This window comes from Sinorhizobium kostiense (assembly GCF_017874595.1).
GTDB lineage: Bacteria > Pseudomonadota > Alphaproteobacteria > Rhizobiales > Rhizobiaceae > Sinorhizobium > Sinorhizobium kostiense.
Genome location: NZ_JAGILA010000008.1, coordinates 162595 through 179874 on the forward strand (window position 1 = coordinate 162595; position 17280 = coordinate 179874).

The window sequence follows — 17280 nt, forward strand, 5'->3', positions numbered from 1 at the left end:
ACCCGCCGGAAACGAGTGGGCTGATGTTGAATCACCTATTTTGCTGATCCTGGTGGTGGGCTGTGGTAATTTAGCAATCTTTCACATAGCGGTCCAATTGGGGGAAGCCATGGATCGTAAGCTTGCCGCTATTCTCGCCGCGGATGTTGTTGGCTACTCCACACTGATGGAGCAGGACGAACAGGGCACTTTCGAGCGTCTGCGAGCCGGACGCAAGGAATTGTTCGAACCCGAGATAGCCCGCCACCACGGCCGCATTTTCAAGCTGATGGGCGACGGATTGCTGGCTGAGTTCGCCAGCGTTGTGGATGCGGTGGAGTGCGCGGTTGCCCTGCAGCGCGGGCTTGCCGAACGCAATTCGTCCTTCCCGGAAGACGAACGCATCAATGTCCGTATCGGCGTGAACCTGGGCGAGGTAATCATCGAAGGCGATGATTTCTACGGCGAGGGCGTCAACATAGCCGCCCGCCTCGAACAGATGGCCGAGCCGGGCGGCGTCTACGTCTCTGGCAAAGTTGCCAAGGAGGTGGAGAAGAAGCTCGCCTTCGGCTTTGAGCCCATGGGCGAGCGTCTGATGAAAAACATGGACGAGCCGGTGCCCGTCTACCGCATCAAGCTCCTGGGCGCTCCCGAAATACGGAGCCGACGCCGCCGTCGGAAATCTTACATGCCCGGGGCTGCCGCAGCGGCGGTCGCTCTCCTCGTGTTCGCCGCAGGAGGTTGGCTCTACTTCAACTTTTTTGGCGCTCCGGCGTCGGCGAACGTCCCTTCCATCGCCGTTCTGGCCTTCGACAACATGAGCGACGATCCGAACCTCGGCTATTTCAGCGACGGCGTCAGCGAAGACATCATCGCTGGCCTGGCGAGAGCGCCCGACCTGTCGGTGATCGCGAGGAACTCGTCGTTCACGTACAAAGGAAAACCGACCGACGTCCGGCAGATCGGCAAGGAACTCAATGTCTCCTATGTCCTCGAAGGAAGCGTGAGAAAAGACGCTGAGCGGGTCCGGATCGTTGCGCAGTTGATCGACGCCAAGACAGGCGGTCACGTCTGGGCCCAGCGTTTTGATCAGTCTGGGAGCAACCCCATGGCGCTCCAGGATGCTATCACCGACAGGATTATCGGCGCTATTTCCAGCGATACTGGGCAGCTGAAGCGGTCGCGATATAGCGAAGCCTGGAGCAAGGATGCCGCCAGCCTTGAGGAGTACGACTATTACCTCAGAGGGCACGACAAATTCATGCAGTACACGCCCGAAGCAATGGAGGAGGCCTATCAGATATGGTCCGAAGGAATGGCAAAGTTCCCCGACTCCGCCCTCCTGAAGCTCAAGATGGGTTTTCTGCGCTACGCACGCGCAGTCAACGGCTGGTCGCAGGATACGGCGGAAGACCTGCGCCTTATCGGAGAGCTGGCAAGGCAGGGAATGTCGAGCGATAATCTCTCGCCCCTGGAGCGCAAAATGGGTCATTGGTTGCTCGCATACGCCAATCTTGTTGAGCGCGACTTCGAGAATGCCCTCAGGGAGGCCGAAGCGGCGATCGCGTTGGCACCGAACGATGCCTTCATGGTTGGCACACTGGCCGAAGTCCCAGCTGCAGCAGGCGATATCGACAAAGCCGTATCATGGACGGATTTCGGCAGCCGGAATGACCCAGCTAACGTAATCCTCGCGCTCACGAAGGGTTGGGCGCTGACAATCGGAGGCCGGTATCGAGAATCGGACGAGGCTATGAAGGCGCTGGGAGACTGGTTCGCGACTATCCCCCTTGTCAGGGCGATCAACGCGGTCAACCTCGGTGAGGTCGACGAAGCCAAGCGCCACGTAAAGAAGGCTCTTGCTCTTGATCCGAGTTGGACGGCGGAGAAATGGAGGACGGCCACATTTGTTGACGCCGACGTTCTGGACCGACAGGTGAGTAACTTGATTAAAGCAGGGCTACCGGAGAAGTGACCGCCAAGCGGCCGCCCTTTGCCCAGATTATTACCTATCGCTAATGGGCGAAAAGGATGCGGCAAGCCGAAGATCGGCCGCTGTTCGCAGCTAAAACGAGCCAATCCTTGATCACGAGATGATCCGGCAGTGGCGAAGACAACATCGAGGCGCCCAAACGCCGCGGGCGGCGGCCGTCAAAGCCTTGGACATCGTCTCATCAAGACGCCTGCTTCGCACACGATAATCTTATCGCCTAATCAGCCGCGCAATCCCGTCGTCCGTTCGATGAAATCGGCAATCGCCGCCGTGTCGTCGAGGTCGAAGGCTGGTAGGTGGCCATCGGTGACCGGGTGGTCGGCCGCGATGGCGACGATGTGCGGGTCGGTCGGCGCCAGTGGCTCGCGATTGGCCGATTCCAGCCGGCGTGCCTCGATCTTCGGGATGGGCTCGCGCTTGTAGCCCTCGATCAGCACGAGGTCGCAAGGGGCAAGCCGCGACAGGATTTCTTCGAAGCTCGGCTCCGGCGCGCCGCGCAATTCGTGCATGATCGCAAAGCGGGTTGAGGAGACGATCGTCACCTCATGGGCGCCGGCTTCGCGATGGCGGTAGCTGTCGGCGCCGACCTTGTCGATGTCGAAATCATGGTGCGCATGCTTGACGGTCGACACCACATGGCCGCGCTGGGTCATTTCACTGACGAGGCGGACCATCAGGCCCGTCTTGCCGGAATTCTTCCAGCCGGCGATCCCGAATATCCTTGGAACGTTCATGATGCGGCGTCCTCGATGCGTTTCAGCCATTCTTCGGCTTCTTCAAGCTGCTGCGGCGTATTGATGTTGAAGAAGGGGTCGAGCGAGCCCGCCTTCGTCGCAATCGGCGGAAAGTCTACCGCGACCGACGGATGACGCTCAATGAAAGCGCGCACGCGCCGTTTCGCGTCCGTGCGGATCCAGGTGTCGAGGTCGTCGGCGAGCGCGACGGGCCAAAGGGCAAAGAGCGGATGCATTTCGCCAGCCGACCAGGCAACGGCAATCTGATCGGCCAGAGTAAGGGCTCCCTGAAGCCGGTCGGTAAGCGTCTCCGGAAAGAAGGGCGTATCGATCGGCACCGTGAGGACATGGTTTGCTTCCGGCGCGACTTGAGTGGCGTGGCGCATTGCCGCGAGCACGCCCGCGAGTGGGCCGACAAAGCCGGGAATCGTGTCGGCGAGCACGATCGCATCGCCCGGTATCGTGATGCCCGGGTCCGCGTTGAGATTGATCGCGATGCCGGCGACCTTCGGCCGTAGCCGCTCGACAACATGGGTGAGCATGGGTCGACCGCCGAGGCTGATTGCCGCCTTCGGCCGGCCCATGCGCGTGGAGCGGCCGCCGGCGAGGATGACGGCGGGCGGGCGGCGGATTGCATCGGGAGCGGCTTCGGGCATCCGCGACATTCCTATTCGAGCGGGCCGGCGACGGCGCGCTGCGCGACGGCCTGGCGGCCGCGCAGGCTCTCGCGATAGAAGGTATAGAGGCCCGAGCCGATGATAATGGCAACGCCCGCCAGCATCCACCGGTCCGGCATTTCGGCGAAGAAGAAGATGCCGATCGTGATCGACCAGAGGAGGCCGGTATAGCGGAAGGGCGCGATCACCGAAATCTCACCCTCGCGCATGGCGAGCACGATGGTCTGGTAGCCGAGCATCAGGAGAACGCTGGCGACGGCGATATGGCTGAAGGACGCAGGCGATACCGGCTCCCAGCCGCCGAGTGGAACGATCAGCGCCGCACCGACCAGCGTCGTGACGAAGGAGGTGGTGAGCGTAATGAAGAGCGAGGGCACTTCGGTGCCGATTCGCCGCGTGCAGAGATCGCGGGTCGCCGTCACGAAGACGCAGGCGACCACGATCAACGCGGCCGGCGTGAAACCTTCCGGCCCCGGCCTGAGCAGGACCAGCACGCCGACAAAGCCGACCACGATCGCCATCCAGCGCCGCCAGCCCACAGGCTGACCCAGGAAAAGGGCAGCGCCGAGCGTCACCGCGAGCGGCAGCGCCTGCATGATCGCCGCGGCGTTGGCGAGCGGTATCAGGCCGAGCGCCGAAATATACGTCAGCGAAGCCAGTGCCTCCATGGCGATGCGCAGCAGGATAGCCGGCCGGAGGATCGTTTGTATCGGCCGCAGCGCGCCGAAACGGTAGGCCACCGCCAGCGCCATCAGCGTGGTCAGCATGCCGCGCACGAACATGATCTGGCCCGTGTTCATCGCGCCGGTGACCGATTTGATCAGGGCGTCGTTGCAGGAGAAAGCCGCCATGGCGAGGCACATGTAGACGATGCCACGAAGATTGGCTGAAGACTGCATGCGGTATACCTCGGGCTGGGGGGCATGTGCCATCTTGAGGGAGCGGGCGAATCCACGGTGCGGCTGCCGCATGGGCTAGCTTTGGCTTCCATTCGCCACAAACTCAAGCCTGTCTTTCAGCCAAATTCGGGAGACATGTGCGCGTGGCGCAACGGATTCGGGGAATGTTAAGTTTCGCCTTCTAGTGTCGCGATGATTCCGCAACTATCGCATGATGCGATCGGTGGGTGACGCGTGTAAGCGCCGTCATCCGGTGCTGGCCGTTGGACCTGGGAGGTATCTCCGGCTGAGCCCCAATGCTTTCCTGCAGCATGACTGCAGTCGAAGCGCCGCAGCGGTCCCCCGTGTCCTGGCGACGCGTGGTGCTGCGATGATGCCAGCCGCGCGGACATGTCTCTCATAAATAGAACCGGGGTTCGCAATGTCCGTCATTGATCGCCTTTTGCAGCGCCTGCGTATTGTCACGAAAGTCCTGCTCTTCGTCGTACCGCTCGTGGCGCTCATCGCCGGGATCGGCCTTGTCGGCTTTTTCACGGCTCGCACGCTCAACGGGCATATGACCGTCACGCGCGAAACGATCAACAACCTTTCGGATTTCCAGGCCCTTCGCAGCGCGTTTCAGGCTTTTGCCGACGATCCGAGCGAGGCGACGCGCGCCGCGTTGGTAGAGGCGATCGACGAGCAGGAGGCGGGGGTGAACGCGCTCGAAGCCCTGTTGGCGCGCGACGCGGACAAGGCCCAGATCGCTTCCGTTGTCGCCCTGGGCGGGCAGATGCGCAGCCAGACGGAGAAGCTCTGGGCCGTCGAGGTCGATCGGGACAGGGTGACGAACTCGCTGGAATCAGCGCTCGCCGAAATGACGAAGAACGGCAATCACGCCTACAAGCAGATCGACATCCTGCGGGAGGAGGCCGGGGAGAAGGAGGCTTTCGCCAAGGCATTGCTTTTCGATGCGGCGGCCTATCAAGGCCTGGCAGAGCGGATCAAGAAATTCCGCCTGCCGGTGACGATGGCCGTCAATCCCGACGCAAAGATCGAGCAGGCGAACAAGCTGCTGCCGCATCTGATGAAGCAGATCGACCAGGCGGAGGAGATCGCTTCTGAAAAGGTCAAGCAGCGGATCGGCGAGCTCAGGGCGCAGGCAGACAAGGTCAAAACCATTCTTGCCGGATCGGACGAGAATGAGAAGAAGAAGAATGCCCTCGTGCCGATCCTCAGCAAGTTCTCGAAGTATGAAGCGGACTTTGCCAAAGAGGCGGCGAAGAATTCCGATACTGCGGCAAAGCGCTTCGTCAGCATGGATGGCGAAATTTCGACGCTGAAGACGCTGATCACGCTGATGGGCGATACGTTCAAGGGTCTCGACAGCACGCGCCTCCACATCAGCGAATTGCATCGCAGGCTCGAGGCGGCAAGCCGTGACCTCGTGGTCGCCGATCTCAAGGCGGTTCGCGAAACGGCCGGCAAGCTGTCGGAGCTCGGCGGCAAGAATGCGACGCTGCAAGGCCTGCCGGCCAAGCTCGGTCCGTCGCTCGACAATATTGAAAAGGACAGTGCTGCTCTGATCGACGCCGGCACTCGCTGGAACACCGCCAAGAGCGAGGCGCTGGCCCTGGTCGCGGATGCCAGCGGCACGCTCGAAGGCTTCGTCAGCCAGGCCCAGGAAGCCGGCAAGCAGGACAGCCAGCGCTCGGCGACGATGTCGCTTGTCGCGATGGTCGCCGGAACCCTGCTTGCCATTGTCGGCGGGCTGATGCTGGTCGAGACGCTCAGGGGTCCGCTGAGACGCGTTACCGAAACCATGACCCGCCTCGCCAATGGCGACCTCGAAGTGGCGATCGAGGGCCGCAATCGTGGCGACGAGATCGGCGACATGGTGCGCTCCGTCGCGGTCTTCCGCGACAATGCGGTGGAAAACGTGCGTCTCGAGCGCGAGGCCGAGGCAGCTCGCAGGCTTTCGGCCGAGGAGGAGGCGCGTCGGTCTCAGGAACGCGCGCGCATCGAGGCAGAGCAGATGCAGGCCCTCGACGCGCTTTCCGACGTCTTGTCCCAGCTCGCCGCAGGTAACCTGGAGGAAGGCATGGCAGAGGACCTGCCGGCCGATTACGTCGTCATGGCGCGGACCTACAACAATGCGGTCGAAGCCCTGCGGGCGACGCTGATCGATGTCAGAACCGTGACGGACGAAATCACCGGAGGCACGGGTAACCTGTCGGCCTCGGCCGACGATCTTGCTCGCCGCACCGAGCAGCAGGCGGCAGCTCTCGAGGAAAGCTCAAGGGCGCTCCGGCAACTCACCGAGATCGTCCGCGCGACGGCGGAGAGCGCCAGGCAGACGACCGTCTCCGTGGACGAGACGAACTCCTACGCGCAGCATTCCGGCGAGGTCGTGGCCAAGGCGATCGACGCCATGGCGGCGATCAATCGATCATCGGAGAAGATCGGCACGATCATCGGGGTGATCGACGAGATAGCGTTCCAGACCAACCTCCTGGCTCTGAACGCCGGCGTCGAGGCGGCGAGGGCGGGGGAGGCAGGCCGCGGCTTCGCCGTCGTGGCGCAAGAGGTTCGCGAACTTGCCCAGCGATGCGCGAGCGCCGCCCGCGAGATCAAGGAACTGATTTCCGCGAGCTCCGTCCAGGTGCGCAGCGGCGTCGAGCTGGTTCAGGAAACCGGCAACGCGCTGTCGGTCATCAACGACCACATCGCGACCATTCACAGCCTCGTCAGCAATATCGAAGCTGCCGCCGCCGACCAGTACCGCGGCCTGAGCGAGGTCAATGCTGCGGTTCATGAGGTCGAACTGATCACCCAGCAGAATGCCGCGATGGTCGAGGAGAACACGGCCGAAATCCACGGCCTGCGCCGCCAGGTGGACATGCTCAACGAGAAGATCGAACGTTTCAAGACCGGGACGAGCAATGTGCCGTCGAGCTTTGGACACGAGCACTATCGCTCAGGCTATGCGGCGTAGGCGCAGTCGCGTCGGAAAAGGAGCTCCCCGCTGTACGCGTAACAGCGGGGCTTTTCACTTGGCGCCAATATCGGAACTGCGAGTGTGAACACCCCGCTCTGCCCTGCCGGGCAGAGGGGGGTGTTTCCTGAAGAGCAGGTCACCCCGCCACTCACCCCCCGGTCACACTCATATGCCGCGCGACCGCCGGGCGGTTGTGTTCGCGGTCGATGACGAAGTCGTGGCCCTTGGGCTTGCGGCCGATCGCCTCGTCGATGACCTGCGACAGGTAGGCGTCGTCGTCGGTGGCGCGCAGAGCCGCGCGCAGATCGGCGGCGTCGTTCTGGCCGAGGCACATGTAGAGCGTGCCGGTGCAGGTGAGGCGGACGCGATTGCAGCTTTCGCAGAAATTGTGCGTGAGCGGAGTGATGAGGCCAAGCCGACCGCCGGTCTCCTCGACCTCAACGTAACGGGCGGGGCCTCCCGTACGGTAAGGTATGTCCTTGAGCGTGAACTGCGTCGCGAGCCGCTCGCGCATCTCGGAGAGCGGCAGATAGTGGTCCGTGCGGTCCTCGTCGACCTCGCCCATCGGCATGGTCTCGATCAAGGTCAGGTCCATGCCGCGCCCATGCGCCCAGCGCATCAGCTCGGGGATCTCGGCGTCGTTGAAGCCTTTCAGCGCTACCGTATTGATCTTGACCTTGAGACCGGCGCTCTGGGCCGCATCGATCCCTTCGAGCACCTTCGCCAGTTCGCCCCAGCGGGTGACGTGGCGGAATTTTTCGGCATCGCGGGTATCGAGCGAGACGTTGATCCGCCGTACGCCGCAGTCGGCGAGCTCGGCGGCGTATCTCGACAGTTGCGAGCCGTTCGTCGTCAGCGTCAATTCGTCGAGCCGGCCGGCCTTAATCTCGTTCCCGAGTTCGCGCACGAGAAACATGATGTTCTTGCGCACCAGCGGTTCGCCGCCGGTGAGCCGCAGCTTGCGCACCCCCTTGGCGATGAAGGCGGAACAGAGCCGGTGAAGTTCCTCGAGTGTCAAGAGGTCCTTCTTCGGCAGGAAGGTCATGTGCTCGGCCATGCAATAGGTGCAGCGGAAATCGCAGCGATCGGTGACCGAGACCCGCAGATAGGTGATCGCCCGGCCGAATGGGTCGATCATCGGCGCGGTCGTCTCGGTCAGCGGGCGTGCTTTTGCGGGGTCGATGGTGGTGCTGTTCAATTTTCTTCTCCGGGCCTTCAATTTCGTGGCCAAAGGAGGTCGCGTCAAGGCGAACGCACCCGTAAAATGTTTCAAATTTCAGGAAAGCCATGCCTGAGCGTTTTCGCCCGGTCAATTCTGCTTTACTGAGACCATGACGAATGCGGGAGCGTTGATGATGAGTGATTTTTGGCCGATAGAACTGCGCGTATCGAAGGACCGCCAACTGCTCACCGTGACCTTCGACGACGGCGCCTCCTTCAAGCTTCCGGCGGAACTCTTGCGGGTGCTGTCACCTTCGGCCGAGGTGCAGGGGCACGGGCCCGGGCAGCGGGTCACGGTACCTGGAAAGCGCAACGTCCAGATCATCTCGGTGCAGCCGACGGGGAATTATGCGGTCAGAATCGGTTTCGACGATTTTCATGATACCGGCATCTTCACCTGGACCTATCTCCGCGAGCTCGGCGAGAAGGGCGACGACCTGTTCAAGGCATACGAGAAGGAGCTCGCCGACAAGGGCATGTCGCGCGACAAGGCCGAGAAGCCCCGCTGATCGCTTCGGCGGGCCAAGTAAGTCTTTGAATCCACGCCTTGTGCTTTCCGAAATCGGTTCCGATCTTCGGGCCGGTGCACTTGCAGCGCCGCACGTCCTATCAGACGCGCAAAGGTCGCTGTAGCACTTTGAATCGCTGCATGTCTTTGTCCTTGAATCGAGGTCGATTTAAGGAGACATGCAGTAGACCATCTGACGAATTCAGGACAGCTCGCGATCTTCCTTGAGCAGGACGGCGATCATCCGTTCCATCGATTCTGCGATCTTCATGCAGTCCTCGATTGGAGCTCCCCCGTGCGAGTCATCGATCAGAGCCGTCTGGATCTCCATCGCCTCTTCGGTCAGGACCCGTCCGGCGGCAGTCAGGGAAAGGCGCAAGATGCGCTTGTCCCTGGCATCGCCGCGCCGTTCGATCAGCCCCCGCTTCTCGAGCTGAGGCAACAGCATGCTCATGTTGGAGCGGCCGACGAGCAGTTTGCGGGCCAGCTCCTGCTGCGTGATTCCGTCAAAGCGATAGAGATTGATCAAGATATCGAGGTGAGGCGGCTTGATGTCGAGATGGGCGAGCCTGCGCGTCAACGTCTGCTGCATCAACTGACAGGCGCGCGCCACGGCGATCCAGCTGCGAAAACGCGGATGGTCCCAGGGAAAATGGTGATGCTCGTTACTCACTTGCTTTTTGTTCATCCTTGTACAATCATGTTCAGCATTGAACATTTATGGCGGTTTCACTATGGCATCCTTTGCGACCAAGGTCATCTCACTCGCGCTGAAGGCGGTATCGGCGGCCTCACCCGAAACGGCGGGCAGGATCGCATTCCGGCTATTCTGCCGTACGCCAAGCCGCAAGCCGAAGAACGTCAAAGAGCGGACGGCGCTTGCCGCGGCGGCGCCGATAATTGCGCGGTCGCAAAGGGTGACCTTGTCCTTCGCCGGCGGCTGGGTCGTTGCCCGGCATTTCAGACGGCACGCGGGTGGAGAGGGGCCGCGCGTCCTGCTTGTGCACGGATGGGGATCGCGCAGCGACTATCTTGCGACGATGATCGACGGCCTGCTCGCCGCCGGGTCGGAAGTGGTGGCGCTCGACTGGCCGGGCCACGGCGCCTCGCCGCGGCGTTCGCTGACGATGATCGAGGCGGTGAGGGCGGTGGACGCGGCCTGGCGGCATTTCGACGGCTTCGATGTCGGGATCGGCCATTCCTTCGGCGGCGCCAGCCTGGCTTGCGCGGCGGGAGCGGTGGTTTGCGACGTGCCGGCACGCGTGCCGGAGAAACTGGTGCTGATCGGCGCACCGAGTGAGATGAATTGGCTCGTCAAAGGCTTCGGCCGGATGCTCGCCCTGTCGCCGGCGGCGCAGGCGGCATTCGAGGGAATGATGGAGCGGCTCTCCGGGCGCCCGATCGACGGCTTCGATGCGGCGCGTATCCTCGCGGCGCTGAGAATATCGGTGCTGGTCATCCACGCCCAGGACGACAAGGAGGTCCCCGCCGCTCATGCCCGCCGTTACGGCGCCGCCGGGCCGAACATCAGCCTGCACTGGGCCAACGGCCTCGGGCACCGGCGCATCGTTTCGGCTCAGCCGGTCATCGACAAGGTGACGTCATTCATCCGAGAGGAGGAGTATGAAAGGCGGCAAGTGCTGATCGCCTGATGCGGTCATCGCTGTGTCATGCTATCCAGCCAAGGTCGGAGAGGGCGACGATCTGGCGCTGGAACGGCCGGGCCGCGGGAGAGCAAGATGACGATCGTAAGTACAGTCGAGGAACTGAAGGCGCTCTACGGCGAAACGAGCGAGGCGTCGGTCGCCAAGGTGACGGCGGCTCTCACAGGCGAATACCGGCGGATGATCGAGGCATCGCCATTCTTGGCGCTGGCGACCGTCGGGCCGGAGGGTCTCGATTGTTCGCCGCGCGGAGACGAGCGCTCGGTCGTCCGTGTCGCCGACGATCGGACCGTGTTGATCCCCGACTGGCGCGGCAACAACCGGGTCGACTCTCTCGCCAATATCGTTCGTGATCCGCGGGTGGCGCTGCTTTTTCTCGTTCCCGGCTCGAACACGACGATCCGCATCAACGGCAGGGCTGTCGTCAGCGTCGACCCGGCGCTGGTGGAGTCTTTCGAGGCCGACGGCAGACACCCGCGCAGCGTCATCGTCATCACGATCGACGAAGTCTATTTCCAATGCGCCCGGGCACTTCTGCGCTCGCAGCTCTGGAACCCTGAGCGTTTTGCCGACCCAGGGTCGCTCCCGACGCCCGGCGCCCTCCTGAAAGCGGCCAAGGCCGATTTCGACAAGGAGACCTATGATCGCGAATGGCCCGACCGTGCGGCGAAGACGATGTGGTAGGCTCGACGGAAGAGGGGCAATAGCCGGGTACTGCACCGACTGGGGCAAAACCTAGCGGATCTCTCGCGCCACCGATTGGAGTTTTCTGAACGCCTCGTATCTCTGCGCATGCAGCATGGCGGTTTCACCACCGGCAGGCGCGAAAGTGCGGTCCGTTCGGGAAAGCCTCGCCATCGCCGAGCGAACGTCCGGAAATTCGGCAGCCGCCACGCTTCCGAGGATTGCTGCGCCGAGCAGTACAGGCTCCTCGGAGCCTGTCGCCAGAACCGGTTTTCCGGTCGCGTCCGCCAGCAGCTGGCGGACGAGATCGAACTGGCCGGCGCCGCCGCTGATGACGATCTTGTCGATCACGGCACCGGAAGATGCCTGCGTATCGATGATCTGCCGCAGCCCGTAGCCGATGCCGCATAACCCCGCGACGTAGAGCGAGACCAGATTGTCGAGATCGCGCTCCATGCCGAGGCCCGCGACCACCGCCCGGGCATGCGGATCGGCAAATGGCGCGCGGTTGCCGAGGAATTCTGGGACGACATGGAGCCCGCCGGCGAGCCGCACCGACTCCGAGAAGGTCCGAGCCTGCGTCGCAGCGAGCTCCGCCAGTAGAGCGGGGAGCGAGACACCGCGGCGCTCTGCCATCTCCCGCGCCTCACCGGCCGCCGGGTGGAACGACAGAAGCTGCTCGATCGCTGCACCCGCCGCGGACTGGCCACCCTCGTTCAGCCACATGCCGGGAACCATTGCCGAATAATAGGGCCCCCAGACGCCTGGCACGAAGACCGGCTCCATCGTGGAAGTCATCGTGCAGGAGGAGGTTCCAAAAACATAGGCGAGATTGCTCTCCGGCGGGCCGTCGACGCCCACCGTGCCGATTCCGCCGGCATGGGCGTCGATCATGCCGGCTCCGACCGCTGTTCCGGGCCGCAGGCCGAGCTCTTTGGCGGCGCGCGGCGTCAGCCCGGTTCCGACCGGTGTGCCCGGATCCACGATACGCTGGCCTATGCGGGCGAAATTCTCGTCCGCGAGCTTCCCAAGGCCGATCTCACGGAAATAGTCCGGATCCCAGCGCTTCTCATGGGCGAGATAAGTCCACTTGCACGTCACCGTACAGGTCGAACGGGCGAGGTCGCCGGTCGCACGCCAGGTCAGGAAATCCGCAAGATCGAAGAACTGCCAGGCAGCATCGAAGACGTGAGGGCGGTTCTCAAGCAGCCAGAGAAGCTTCGGCGTCTCCATCTCGGGCGATATGCGCCCGCCGACATAGCGCAGCACAGCGTGCCCCTTGGCGTTGATTCGTTCCGCCTGGTCGACGGCGCGGTGATCCATCCAGACAATGATGTCACGCTCGGGGTCCTCGGACGGTCCGACCGGAAGGGATCGCCCATCCTCGCCAAGGACGACCAGCGAGCAGGTCGCGTCGAAGCCGATGCTTGCCACCTTTGCAGGATCGACGCCCGCCGCCGAAACCGCCTCGCGAACGGCTTCGCAGACCGCAGACCAGATCTCGGTGCTCGACTGTTCGACGATCGAACCGGCTTCGTGAAAGAGCGTGATGTCGCGCTTGCCAGTGGACAAGAGCTGTCCGCTCAGATCGAAAAGACCTGCTCTGGCGCTTCCGGTGCCGACATCAACGCCGATGAGATATCGATCGTTGGCCGCGGCGCGCGCGGAGGAAACATTGGTCATGGTCTACCGCCTGCAATCAGGAACTTCTATCGGCGGAGGCCTGAGCCTTGCGCCGGCGGGGGCAATCAGAGATCGACGCTGTTGGGCAGGATCACCAGATCGCGGATCGTGACGTTGCGCGGACGCGTCAGCATGAAGAGCACAGCATCCGCCACCTCTTTCGGTTGCATCAGGCTACCGTTGGCAAGCGCTTCCTCCATCTTCGCCTTGGGCCAATCATCGATGAGCGCCGTCACCACCGGTCCGGGCAACACGGCCCCGACACGCACGCCGTGGGGTGCGACCTGCCGACGGGTGCTGTGCACAAAAGCCTGTACGGCGAATTTCGACGCGGTGTAGATCGGCTCCCAGACCACCGGGACGACACCGGCGATCGAACTCGTGAAGAGGATGTCGCCCGATTTCTGCTCGATCATGTACGGCAGCACCGCGTGGACCGAGCGAAAGGCCGCATTGATGTTGAGGTTGAGCATGCGGTCCCAGGCGTCCGGGTCGCCCTCGGCCACCGGACCGCCGATATAGGCGCCGGCATTGGCATGGAAGACGTCCAGTTTGCCGGCGAGATCGAGGATGCCCGCAAGCATGCCGGAGACTTCCGCCGGGTTCAAAAGATCGACCACCAGCGGACGGGCATTCTCGCCAAGTTCGCCGCAGAGCTGTTCCAGCTTGTCTCCGGCGCGATCCACGAGAACAACCGTCGCGCCTTCCGCCAGGAGCGTGCGGGCGCATTCCAGCCCGATGCCGGATGCGGCGCCCGTGATGGCGGCAACCTTGCCTTTCATGAGGTCAGCCATGGTGAGAACTCCATTCCGATGGTTGGATCAGGCGCGTCCGTGGCTGACGCGGGAGCGACGGGCGAGCGAGTCGACGATGACCGCGACTGCCAGAACGCCGCCGGTGATCATGTAGCGGAGCGACGAGCTGAGATTGAGCAGCGTCAGGCCGTTTGAGATCGCCTGGATCACGATGATCCCGAGCAGGGCGGAATAGGCACTGCCGCGTCCGCCGAAGAGGCTTGTGCCGCCGATGACCGCAGCCGCAATCGCATTGAGGTTGACGTCGCCGGTGCCGGCCTGCTGGCTCGACGAAGCAAGACGCGCCGCCGAAAGGATGCCGCCGAGCGTCGCCAATGTGGAGCAGAGCACGAAGGCGCTCAGATAGATCCGGCGCACGTTGATGCCGGACCGCCGCGCCGCTTCGCGATTGCCGCCGACGGCGAACATCGAGCGGCCCCACTTCGTGCGCGTCAGCGCATAGTTGAGAACTACGGCAAGCGCGACGAACAGTCCGAACATCCACGGCACGCCGCGGCCGAGATTGAGATAGAAGATCGCCAGTTCAAGGATGACCGTAAGCGCCACCGCCTTGACGATCAGGGCGCCGACCGGCTGAGTGGAAAGATTCACGGTCTGCCGCTGGCGCCTCGTCCTTATGCCCTTGCCGATCATTACCAGACCGGGCAGAAGCGCCACTGCGTGGGAGAACCAGTCCGGCATGATCAGGATCTGCCCGAAGCGGACGAGCGGAGAGGCATAGGGCAGGTTGATCGAGCCGGTCGGGCCGAGGATATAAAGCTGCATGCCGAGGAGCGCGAGAAGACCTGCGAGCGTGGCAATGAAACTCGGCATGCCGAGGCGATTGTAAAGCGTCGCATATATCAGCCCCACCGCAACGCCCACCAGCAGCGCGACGACGATCGCTGCGGCGACCGGCCAGCCGGAACCGACCCACAGAACGCCGACGATGGCCGAAGCCAATCCGCTCATGGAGCCGACCGAAAGGTCGATTTCGCCCAGCACCAGGACGCAGATGATCCCAAGCGAGATCACGCCGACAGTGGCGCAGTCGAAGAGCAGGTTCACGAGATTGTTGGGCGCGAGAAAGACCGGATTGAGCGCCGAGAATATCGTCGAGATGACGATGAGGCCGACGGCGACCGGCAGCATGCCGAGATCGCCGGAGCGCACCCGGTCGATGAAGCCCCATGCCATGTCGAGGACCCCCTCGTCTTGGCGCAGGCGCTCGTCGGTGCGGTCAAGCCTCTGCTCCGCCCGGACAGCGGTGTTCGACGGGTTCTGGCTCATGCGGCTCCTCCGCTCTGCTCGTTCGCCAGACCGGCCTTGCGGTCGATGCGACGTGAAACGGCGTTTTCCGTGGCGCCGGTGATCGCGGCGACGAGTTCCTGGTTCGAAGCATCCGGCGAGAAGACACCGTTGTTTCGCCCAAGCCGAAGCACGACGACGCGGTCGGCCACAGCGCGCACGTCTTCCATGTTGTGGCTGATGATGATGACCCCCAGTCCGCGATCGCGAACCCTTTCGATCAGGTTGAGGACTTCCGCCGTCTGGGCCACGCCGAGCGCCGCAGTCGGCTCATCGAGCATGATGACCTTCGGGTCGAGCAGGAGCGACCGCGCAATGGCAACGGTTTGGCGCTGGCCGCCGGAAAGCGAGGCAATCGGCAGACGGACAGAGGGAATGCGCGCGGCCAGCTCGCGCAGAAGCGTCCAGGCGCGTACCTCCATCGCCACCTCGTCCAGTTGCCACGGCGACAGCTCGTGGCCGAGAAAGAGATTGGCGACGACATCGAGGTTTTCGCAGAGTGCAAGATCCTGAAAGACTGTCGCGATGCCGAGCGCCAATGCCTTTCGAGGATTCTCGATCTCTACGGGCTGCCCGCAAAACTCTATCGTGCCCGCGGATTGTTGGTGCACGCCGGCGAGGATCTTGATGAGTGTCGACTTGCCGGCACCGTTGTCCCCGACGAGTGCGACGACTTCGCCGGCATTGACCTCGAGCTCGATGTCCGTGAGGGCGGAAACCGCTCCGAAATTCTTGGATATGCCGCTAAGGCGCAGCACTGGCTCACCCTTGGCGGGAGCCGTCTGGATGTTGCGTGTCATCGCCCCACCTTTCGACGAAAAGAGGTGCCCGGTCGCAATCGGCGCGCCGGGCACGACGGCAAACTTACTTGATGATGCCAAGTTTGCGGCAGCCTTCAACATATTCTCCGGTGCAGATCTCTTCCGGCTTGTTGATGCCCTTGTCGAAGATCTCGGCCTTGATGTTCTCGGCCGTGACCACTGCCGGAACGAAGAGCTGAGAAGGTGTTTCGTAGAGCTTGTGGGTCGCCTCCGGCGTTTCACCCTTGATCAGCTTCACGGCGACGTTGGCCGCTGCGGCTGCCACGATCTCCGAAGGTTTCGAGATCGTGTTGTATTGGTCCCCGGAAATGATCAGCTGCAATGCGGCAGTCGTCGCATCGTTGCCGGTGACCGGGGGGAGCGGCTTGACGCCAGCCGCCTTGAGAGCGGCGATCGCACCGCCGCCGGTTCCGTCATTGGCCGCGACGATGCCCTTGATCTGGTCGCCGAAGCGGGTGATCTGCCCCGCGGTCCATTCCTGCGCTTTCGGCGGCGCCCAGTCCGGCGTGTCGTACTCGGCGAGCGTCTTGTAGCCGGACGCGTCGAGTGCGGAATCGATACCGTCGCGAATGAGACCGGCCGCCGCATCGGTCGGCGAACCATTGATCTGCAGCACGCCGGAACCTTCCGGAACGCCGCTCGCCTTCATGTGGTCGACGAGCGACTGCGCAATCGCGCGCCCGATGCCTTCATTATCGAACGAGACGTAGTAGTCGGCCGGAGTATCGGGGATCGGGCGGTCATAGGCGATCACCTTGACGTCCTGGGAATGGGCGATTTCGACGAGTGCCGCGGCGGCGGCTGAATCCACCGGATCGAGTACGACGACCTTGGCGCCCTGGGCGATCGCGGAGTTGAACTGCTGCTGCTGAAGCGCAACGTCCGCATTGGCATTCTGGTAGATGACCGTGCAGCTGGGGCAGAGCTTCTCCATTTCCGCCTTGAAGCCCGGATAGTCGTGCTCCTCATAGCGGGTGGAAGCCTGGTCCGGCATCAGGAAGGCCACGGTGGCCGCTTCCTGCGCGACGGCCACACTGTTGAGCGACACGGCAAGGCCGGTCGAGGCAAGCAAGTAACAGATCGTCTTCATAAGTTTCCTCCACGGTTGGTTTTCCGCAGGCGGCCTGAAGCTTCTGAAGGGCGACACCCCTCAATGTCAGGAGGTCGCCTGGATCAAGTTTCGCCCACGGCTCCCGCTTGCCCGTCCGGGCGTCGCCAGTCGCTCGCTGCAGCGGGTGTTGCAGCGCTGGATTATTGGTTTTTGTCTGACTCCTCCGGCCAGATTTTGGCGGCTTCATCGATTGTGCTCGCTTGCTCAATCGATGAAGCAGCATTGCT

15 protein-coding genes are annotated in these 17280 nt (G+C 62.9%); 5 read left to right on the forward strand and 10 right to left on the reverse strand.

Features of this window, described 5'->3' with window-relative positions:
• Positions 1-40 precede the first annotated feature (40 nt).
• Positions 41-1954 carry an adenylate/guanylate cyclase domain-containing protein gene (locus J2Z31_RS24240; RefSeq protein ID WP_234939632.1) on the forward strand — a complete coding sequence of 638 codons (1914 nt, stop codon included), beginning with the start codon at positions 41-43 and terminating at the stop codon, positions 1952-1954.
• A gap of 239 nt (positions 1955-2193) precedes the next feature.
• Here the strand turns inward: J2Z31_RS24240 and mobB are convergent, their stop codons facing one another.
• From mobB to J2Z31_RS24255, 3 genes are read right to left on the reverse strand one after another with little or no spacing between them, the layout of a single operon-like run.
• On the reverse strand, positions 2194-2706 hold the full coding sequence (mobB, locus tag J2Z31_RS24245) for a molybdopterin-guanine dinucleotide biosynthesis protein B (RefSeq protein WP_209605476.1): 513 nt from the start codon (positions 2704-2706) through the stop codon (positions 2194-2196).
• Entirely contained in the window at positions 2703-3362 is a 660-nt protein-coding gene (gene mobA / locus J2Z31_RS24250) for a molybdenum cofactor guanylyltransferase MobA (protein ID WP_209605478.1), read from the reverse strand. The genes mobB and mobA overlap by 4 nt, the downstream gene beginning before the upstream one ends.
• A gap of 11 nt (positions 3363-3373) precedes the next feature.
• A complete protein-coding gene (locus J2Z31_RS24255) occupies positions 3374-4282 on the reverse strand; it encodes a DMT family transporter (protein WP_209605480.1) in 909 nt (302 codons plus the stop codon).
• Between the two features lie 421 nt (positions 4283-4703).
• On the opposite strand from J2Z31_RS24255, the gene J2Z31_RS24260 reads away from it, so the two are divergent.
• Positions 4704-7256, forward strand: coding sequence for a methyl-accepting chemotaxis protein (locus J2Z31_RS24260; RefSeq protein ID WP_209605482.1), 2553 nt, complete (start codon positions 4704-4706; stop codon positions 7254-7256).
• Between the two features lie 151 nt (positions 7257-7407).
• On the opposite strand, the gene moaA is transcribed toward J2Z31_RS24260, so the two are convergent.
• Positions 7408-8397, reverse strand: coding sequence for a GTP 3',8-cyclase MoaA (gene moaA / locus J2Z31_RS24265; protein ID WP_234939646.1), 990 nt, complete (start codon positions 8395-8397; stop codon positions 7408-7410).
• 217 nt (positions 8398-8614) lie between these two features.
• Here moaA and J2Z31_RS24270 point away from each other — a divergent pair, with 217 nt between their 5' ends.
• Entirely contained in the window at positions 8615-8989 is a 375-nt protein-coding gene (locus J2Z31_RS24270) for a gamma-butyrobetaine hydroxylase-like domain-containing protein (protein ID WP_209605486.1), read from the forward strand.
• A 201-nt stretch (positions 8990-9190) separates the two neighbouring features.
• Here J2Z31_RS24270 and J2Z31_RS24275 read toward each other — a convergent pair whose 3' ends face one another.
• On the reverse strand, positions 9191-9676 hold the full coding sequence (locus tag J2Z31_RS24275; RefSeq protein ID WP_209605488.1) for a MarR family winged helix-turn-helix transcriptional regulator: 486 nt from the start codon (positions 9674-9676) through the stop codon (positions 9191-9193).
• 46 nt (positions 9677-9722) lie between these two features.
• Between J2Z31_RS24275 and J2Z31_RS24280 the strand changes: the two genes are divergently transcribed.
• Both J2Z31_RS24280 and J2Z31_RS24285 read left to right on the forward strand, forming a co-directional pair.
• Positions 9723-10640, forward strand: a complete 918-nt coding sequence (locus J2Z31_RS24280) for an alpha/beta fold hydrolase (RefSeq protein WP_209605490.1) — start codon at positions 9723-9725, stop codon at positions 10638-10640.
• Positions 10641-10727: 87 nt separating this feature from the next.
• Positions 10728-11336 carry a pyridoxamine 5'-phosphate oxidase family protein gene (locus J2Z31_RS24285; protein WP_209605493.1) on the forward strand — a complete coding sequence of 203 codons (609 nt, stop codon included), beginning with the start codon at positions 10728-10730 and terminating at the stop codon, positions 11334-11336.
• Positions 11337-11387: 51 nt separating this feature from the next.
• Here the strand turns inward: J2Z31_RS24285 and J2Z31_RS24290 are convergent, their stop codons facing one another.
• The 5 genes from J2Z31_RS24290 to J2Z31_RS24310 all read right to left on the reverse strand — a co-directional run bounded on the left by J2Z31_RS24290 (position 11388) and on the right by J2Z31_RS24310 (position 17032).
• The gene (locus tag J2Z31_RS24290) at positions 11388-13019 is read right to left on the reverse strand and encodes an FGGY-family carbohydrate kinase (RefSeq protein WP_209605495.1); all 1632 of its coding nucleotides are present in this window, start codon (positions 13017-13019) and stop codon (positions 11388-11390) included.
• 65 nt (positions 13020-13084) lie between these two features.
• Entirely contained in the window at positions 13085-13813 is a 729-nt protein-coding gene (locus tag J2Z31_RS24295) for an SDR family oxidoreductase (RefSeq protein ID WP_209605497.1), read from the reverse strand.
• A 27-nt stretch (positions 13814-13840) separates the two neighbouring features.
• Positions 13841-15103, reverse strand: coding sequence for a sugar ABC transporter permease (locus J2Z31_RS24300; protein ID WP_209605499.1), 1263 nt, complete (start codon positions 15101-15103; stop codon positions 13841-13843).
• Positions 15100-15921 (reverse strand): ATP-binding cassette domain-containing protein, encoded by an 822-nt coding sequence (locus tag J2Z31_RS24305; RefSeq protein WP_209605501.1) that lies wholly within the window; start codon positions 15919-15921, stop codon positions 15100-15102. Before J2Z31_RS24305 ends, J2Z31_RS24300 begins: the two co-directional genes overlap by 4 nt.
• A gap of 64 nt (positions 15922-15985) precedes the next feature.
• Entirely contained in the window at positions 15986-17032 is a 1047-nt protein-coding gene (locus J2Z31_RS24310; protein ID WP_209605503.1) for an ABC transporter substrate-binding protein, read from the reverse strand.
• Positions 17033-17280: the final 248 nt, after the last annotated feature.

Bases quoted from the DNA above. Each gene is read 5' to 3' on its own strand.
- J2Z31_RS24290 (WP_209605495.1), bottom strand. From the start codon at position 13,019: ATGACCAATGTTTCCTCCGCGCGCGCCGCGGCCAACGATCGATATCTC.
- J2Z31_RS24255 (WP_209605480.1), bottom strand. From the start codon at position 4,282: ATGCAGTCTTCAGCCAATCTTCGTGGCATCGTCTACATGTGCCTCGCC.
- J2Z31_RS24270 (WP_209605486.1), top strand. From the start codon at position 8,615: ATGAGTGATTTTTGGCCGATAGAACTGCGCGTATCGAAGGACCGCCAA.
- J2Z31_RS24310 (WP_209605503.1), bottom strand. From the start codon at position 17,032: ATGAAGACGATCTGTTACTTGCTTGCCTCGACCGGCCTTGCCGTGTCG.
- J2Z31_RS24280 (WP_209605490.1), top strand. From the start codon at position 9,723: ATGGCATCCTTTGCGACCAAGGTCATCTCACTCGCGCTGAAGGCGGTA.
- J2Z31_RS24285 (WP_209605493.1), top strand. From the start codon at position 10,728: ATGACGATCGTAAGTACAGTCGAGGAACTGAAGGCGCTCTACGGCGAA.
- J2Z31_RS24260 (WP_209605482.1), top strand. From the start codon at position 4,704: ATGTCCGTCATTGATCGCCTTTTGCAGCGCCTGCGTATTGTCACGAAA.
- mobB (WP_209605476.1), bottom strand. From the start codon at position 2,706: ATGAACGTTCCAAGGATATTCGGGATCGCCGGCTGGAAGAATTCCGGC.
- moaA (WP_234939646.1), bottom strand. From the start codon at position 8,397: ATGATCGACCCATTCGGCCGGGCGATCACCTATCTGCGGGTCTCGGTC.
- J2Z31_RS24305 (WP_209605501.1), bottom strand. From the start codon at position 15,921: ATGACACGCAACATCCAGACGGCTCCCGCCAAGGGTGAGCCAGTGCTG.
- J2Z31_RS24300 (WP_209605499.1), bottom strand. From the start codon at position 15,103: ATGAGCCAGAACCCGTCGAACACCGCTGTCCGGGCGGAGCAGAGGCTT.
- J2Z31_RS24275 (WP_209605488.1), bottom strand. From the start codon at position 9,676: ATGAACAAAAAGCAAGTGAGTAACGAGCATCACCATTTTCCCTGGGAC.
- J2Z31_RS24295 (WP_209605497.1), bottom strand. From the start codon at position 13,813: ATGGCTGACCTCATGAAAGGCAAGGTTGCCGCCATCACGGGCGCCGCA.
- mobA (WP_209605478.1), bottom strand. From the start codon at position 3,362: ATGCCCGAAGCCGCTCCCGATGCAATCCGCCGCCCGCCCGCCGTCATC.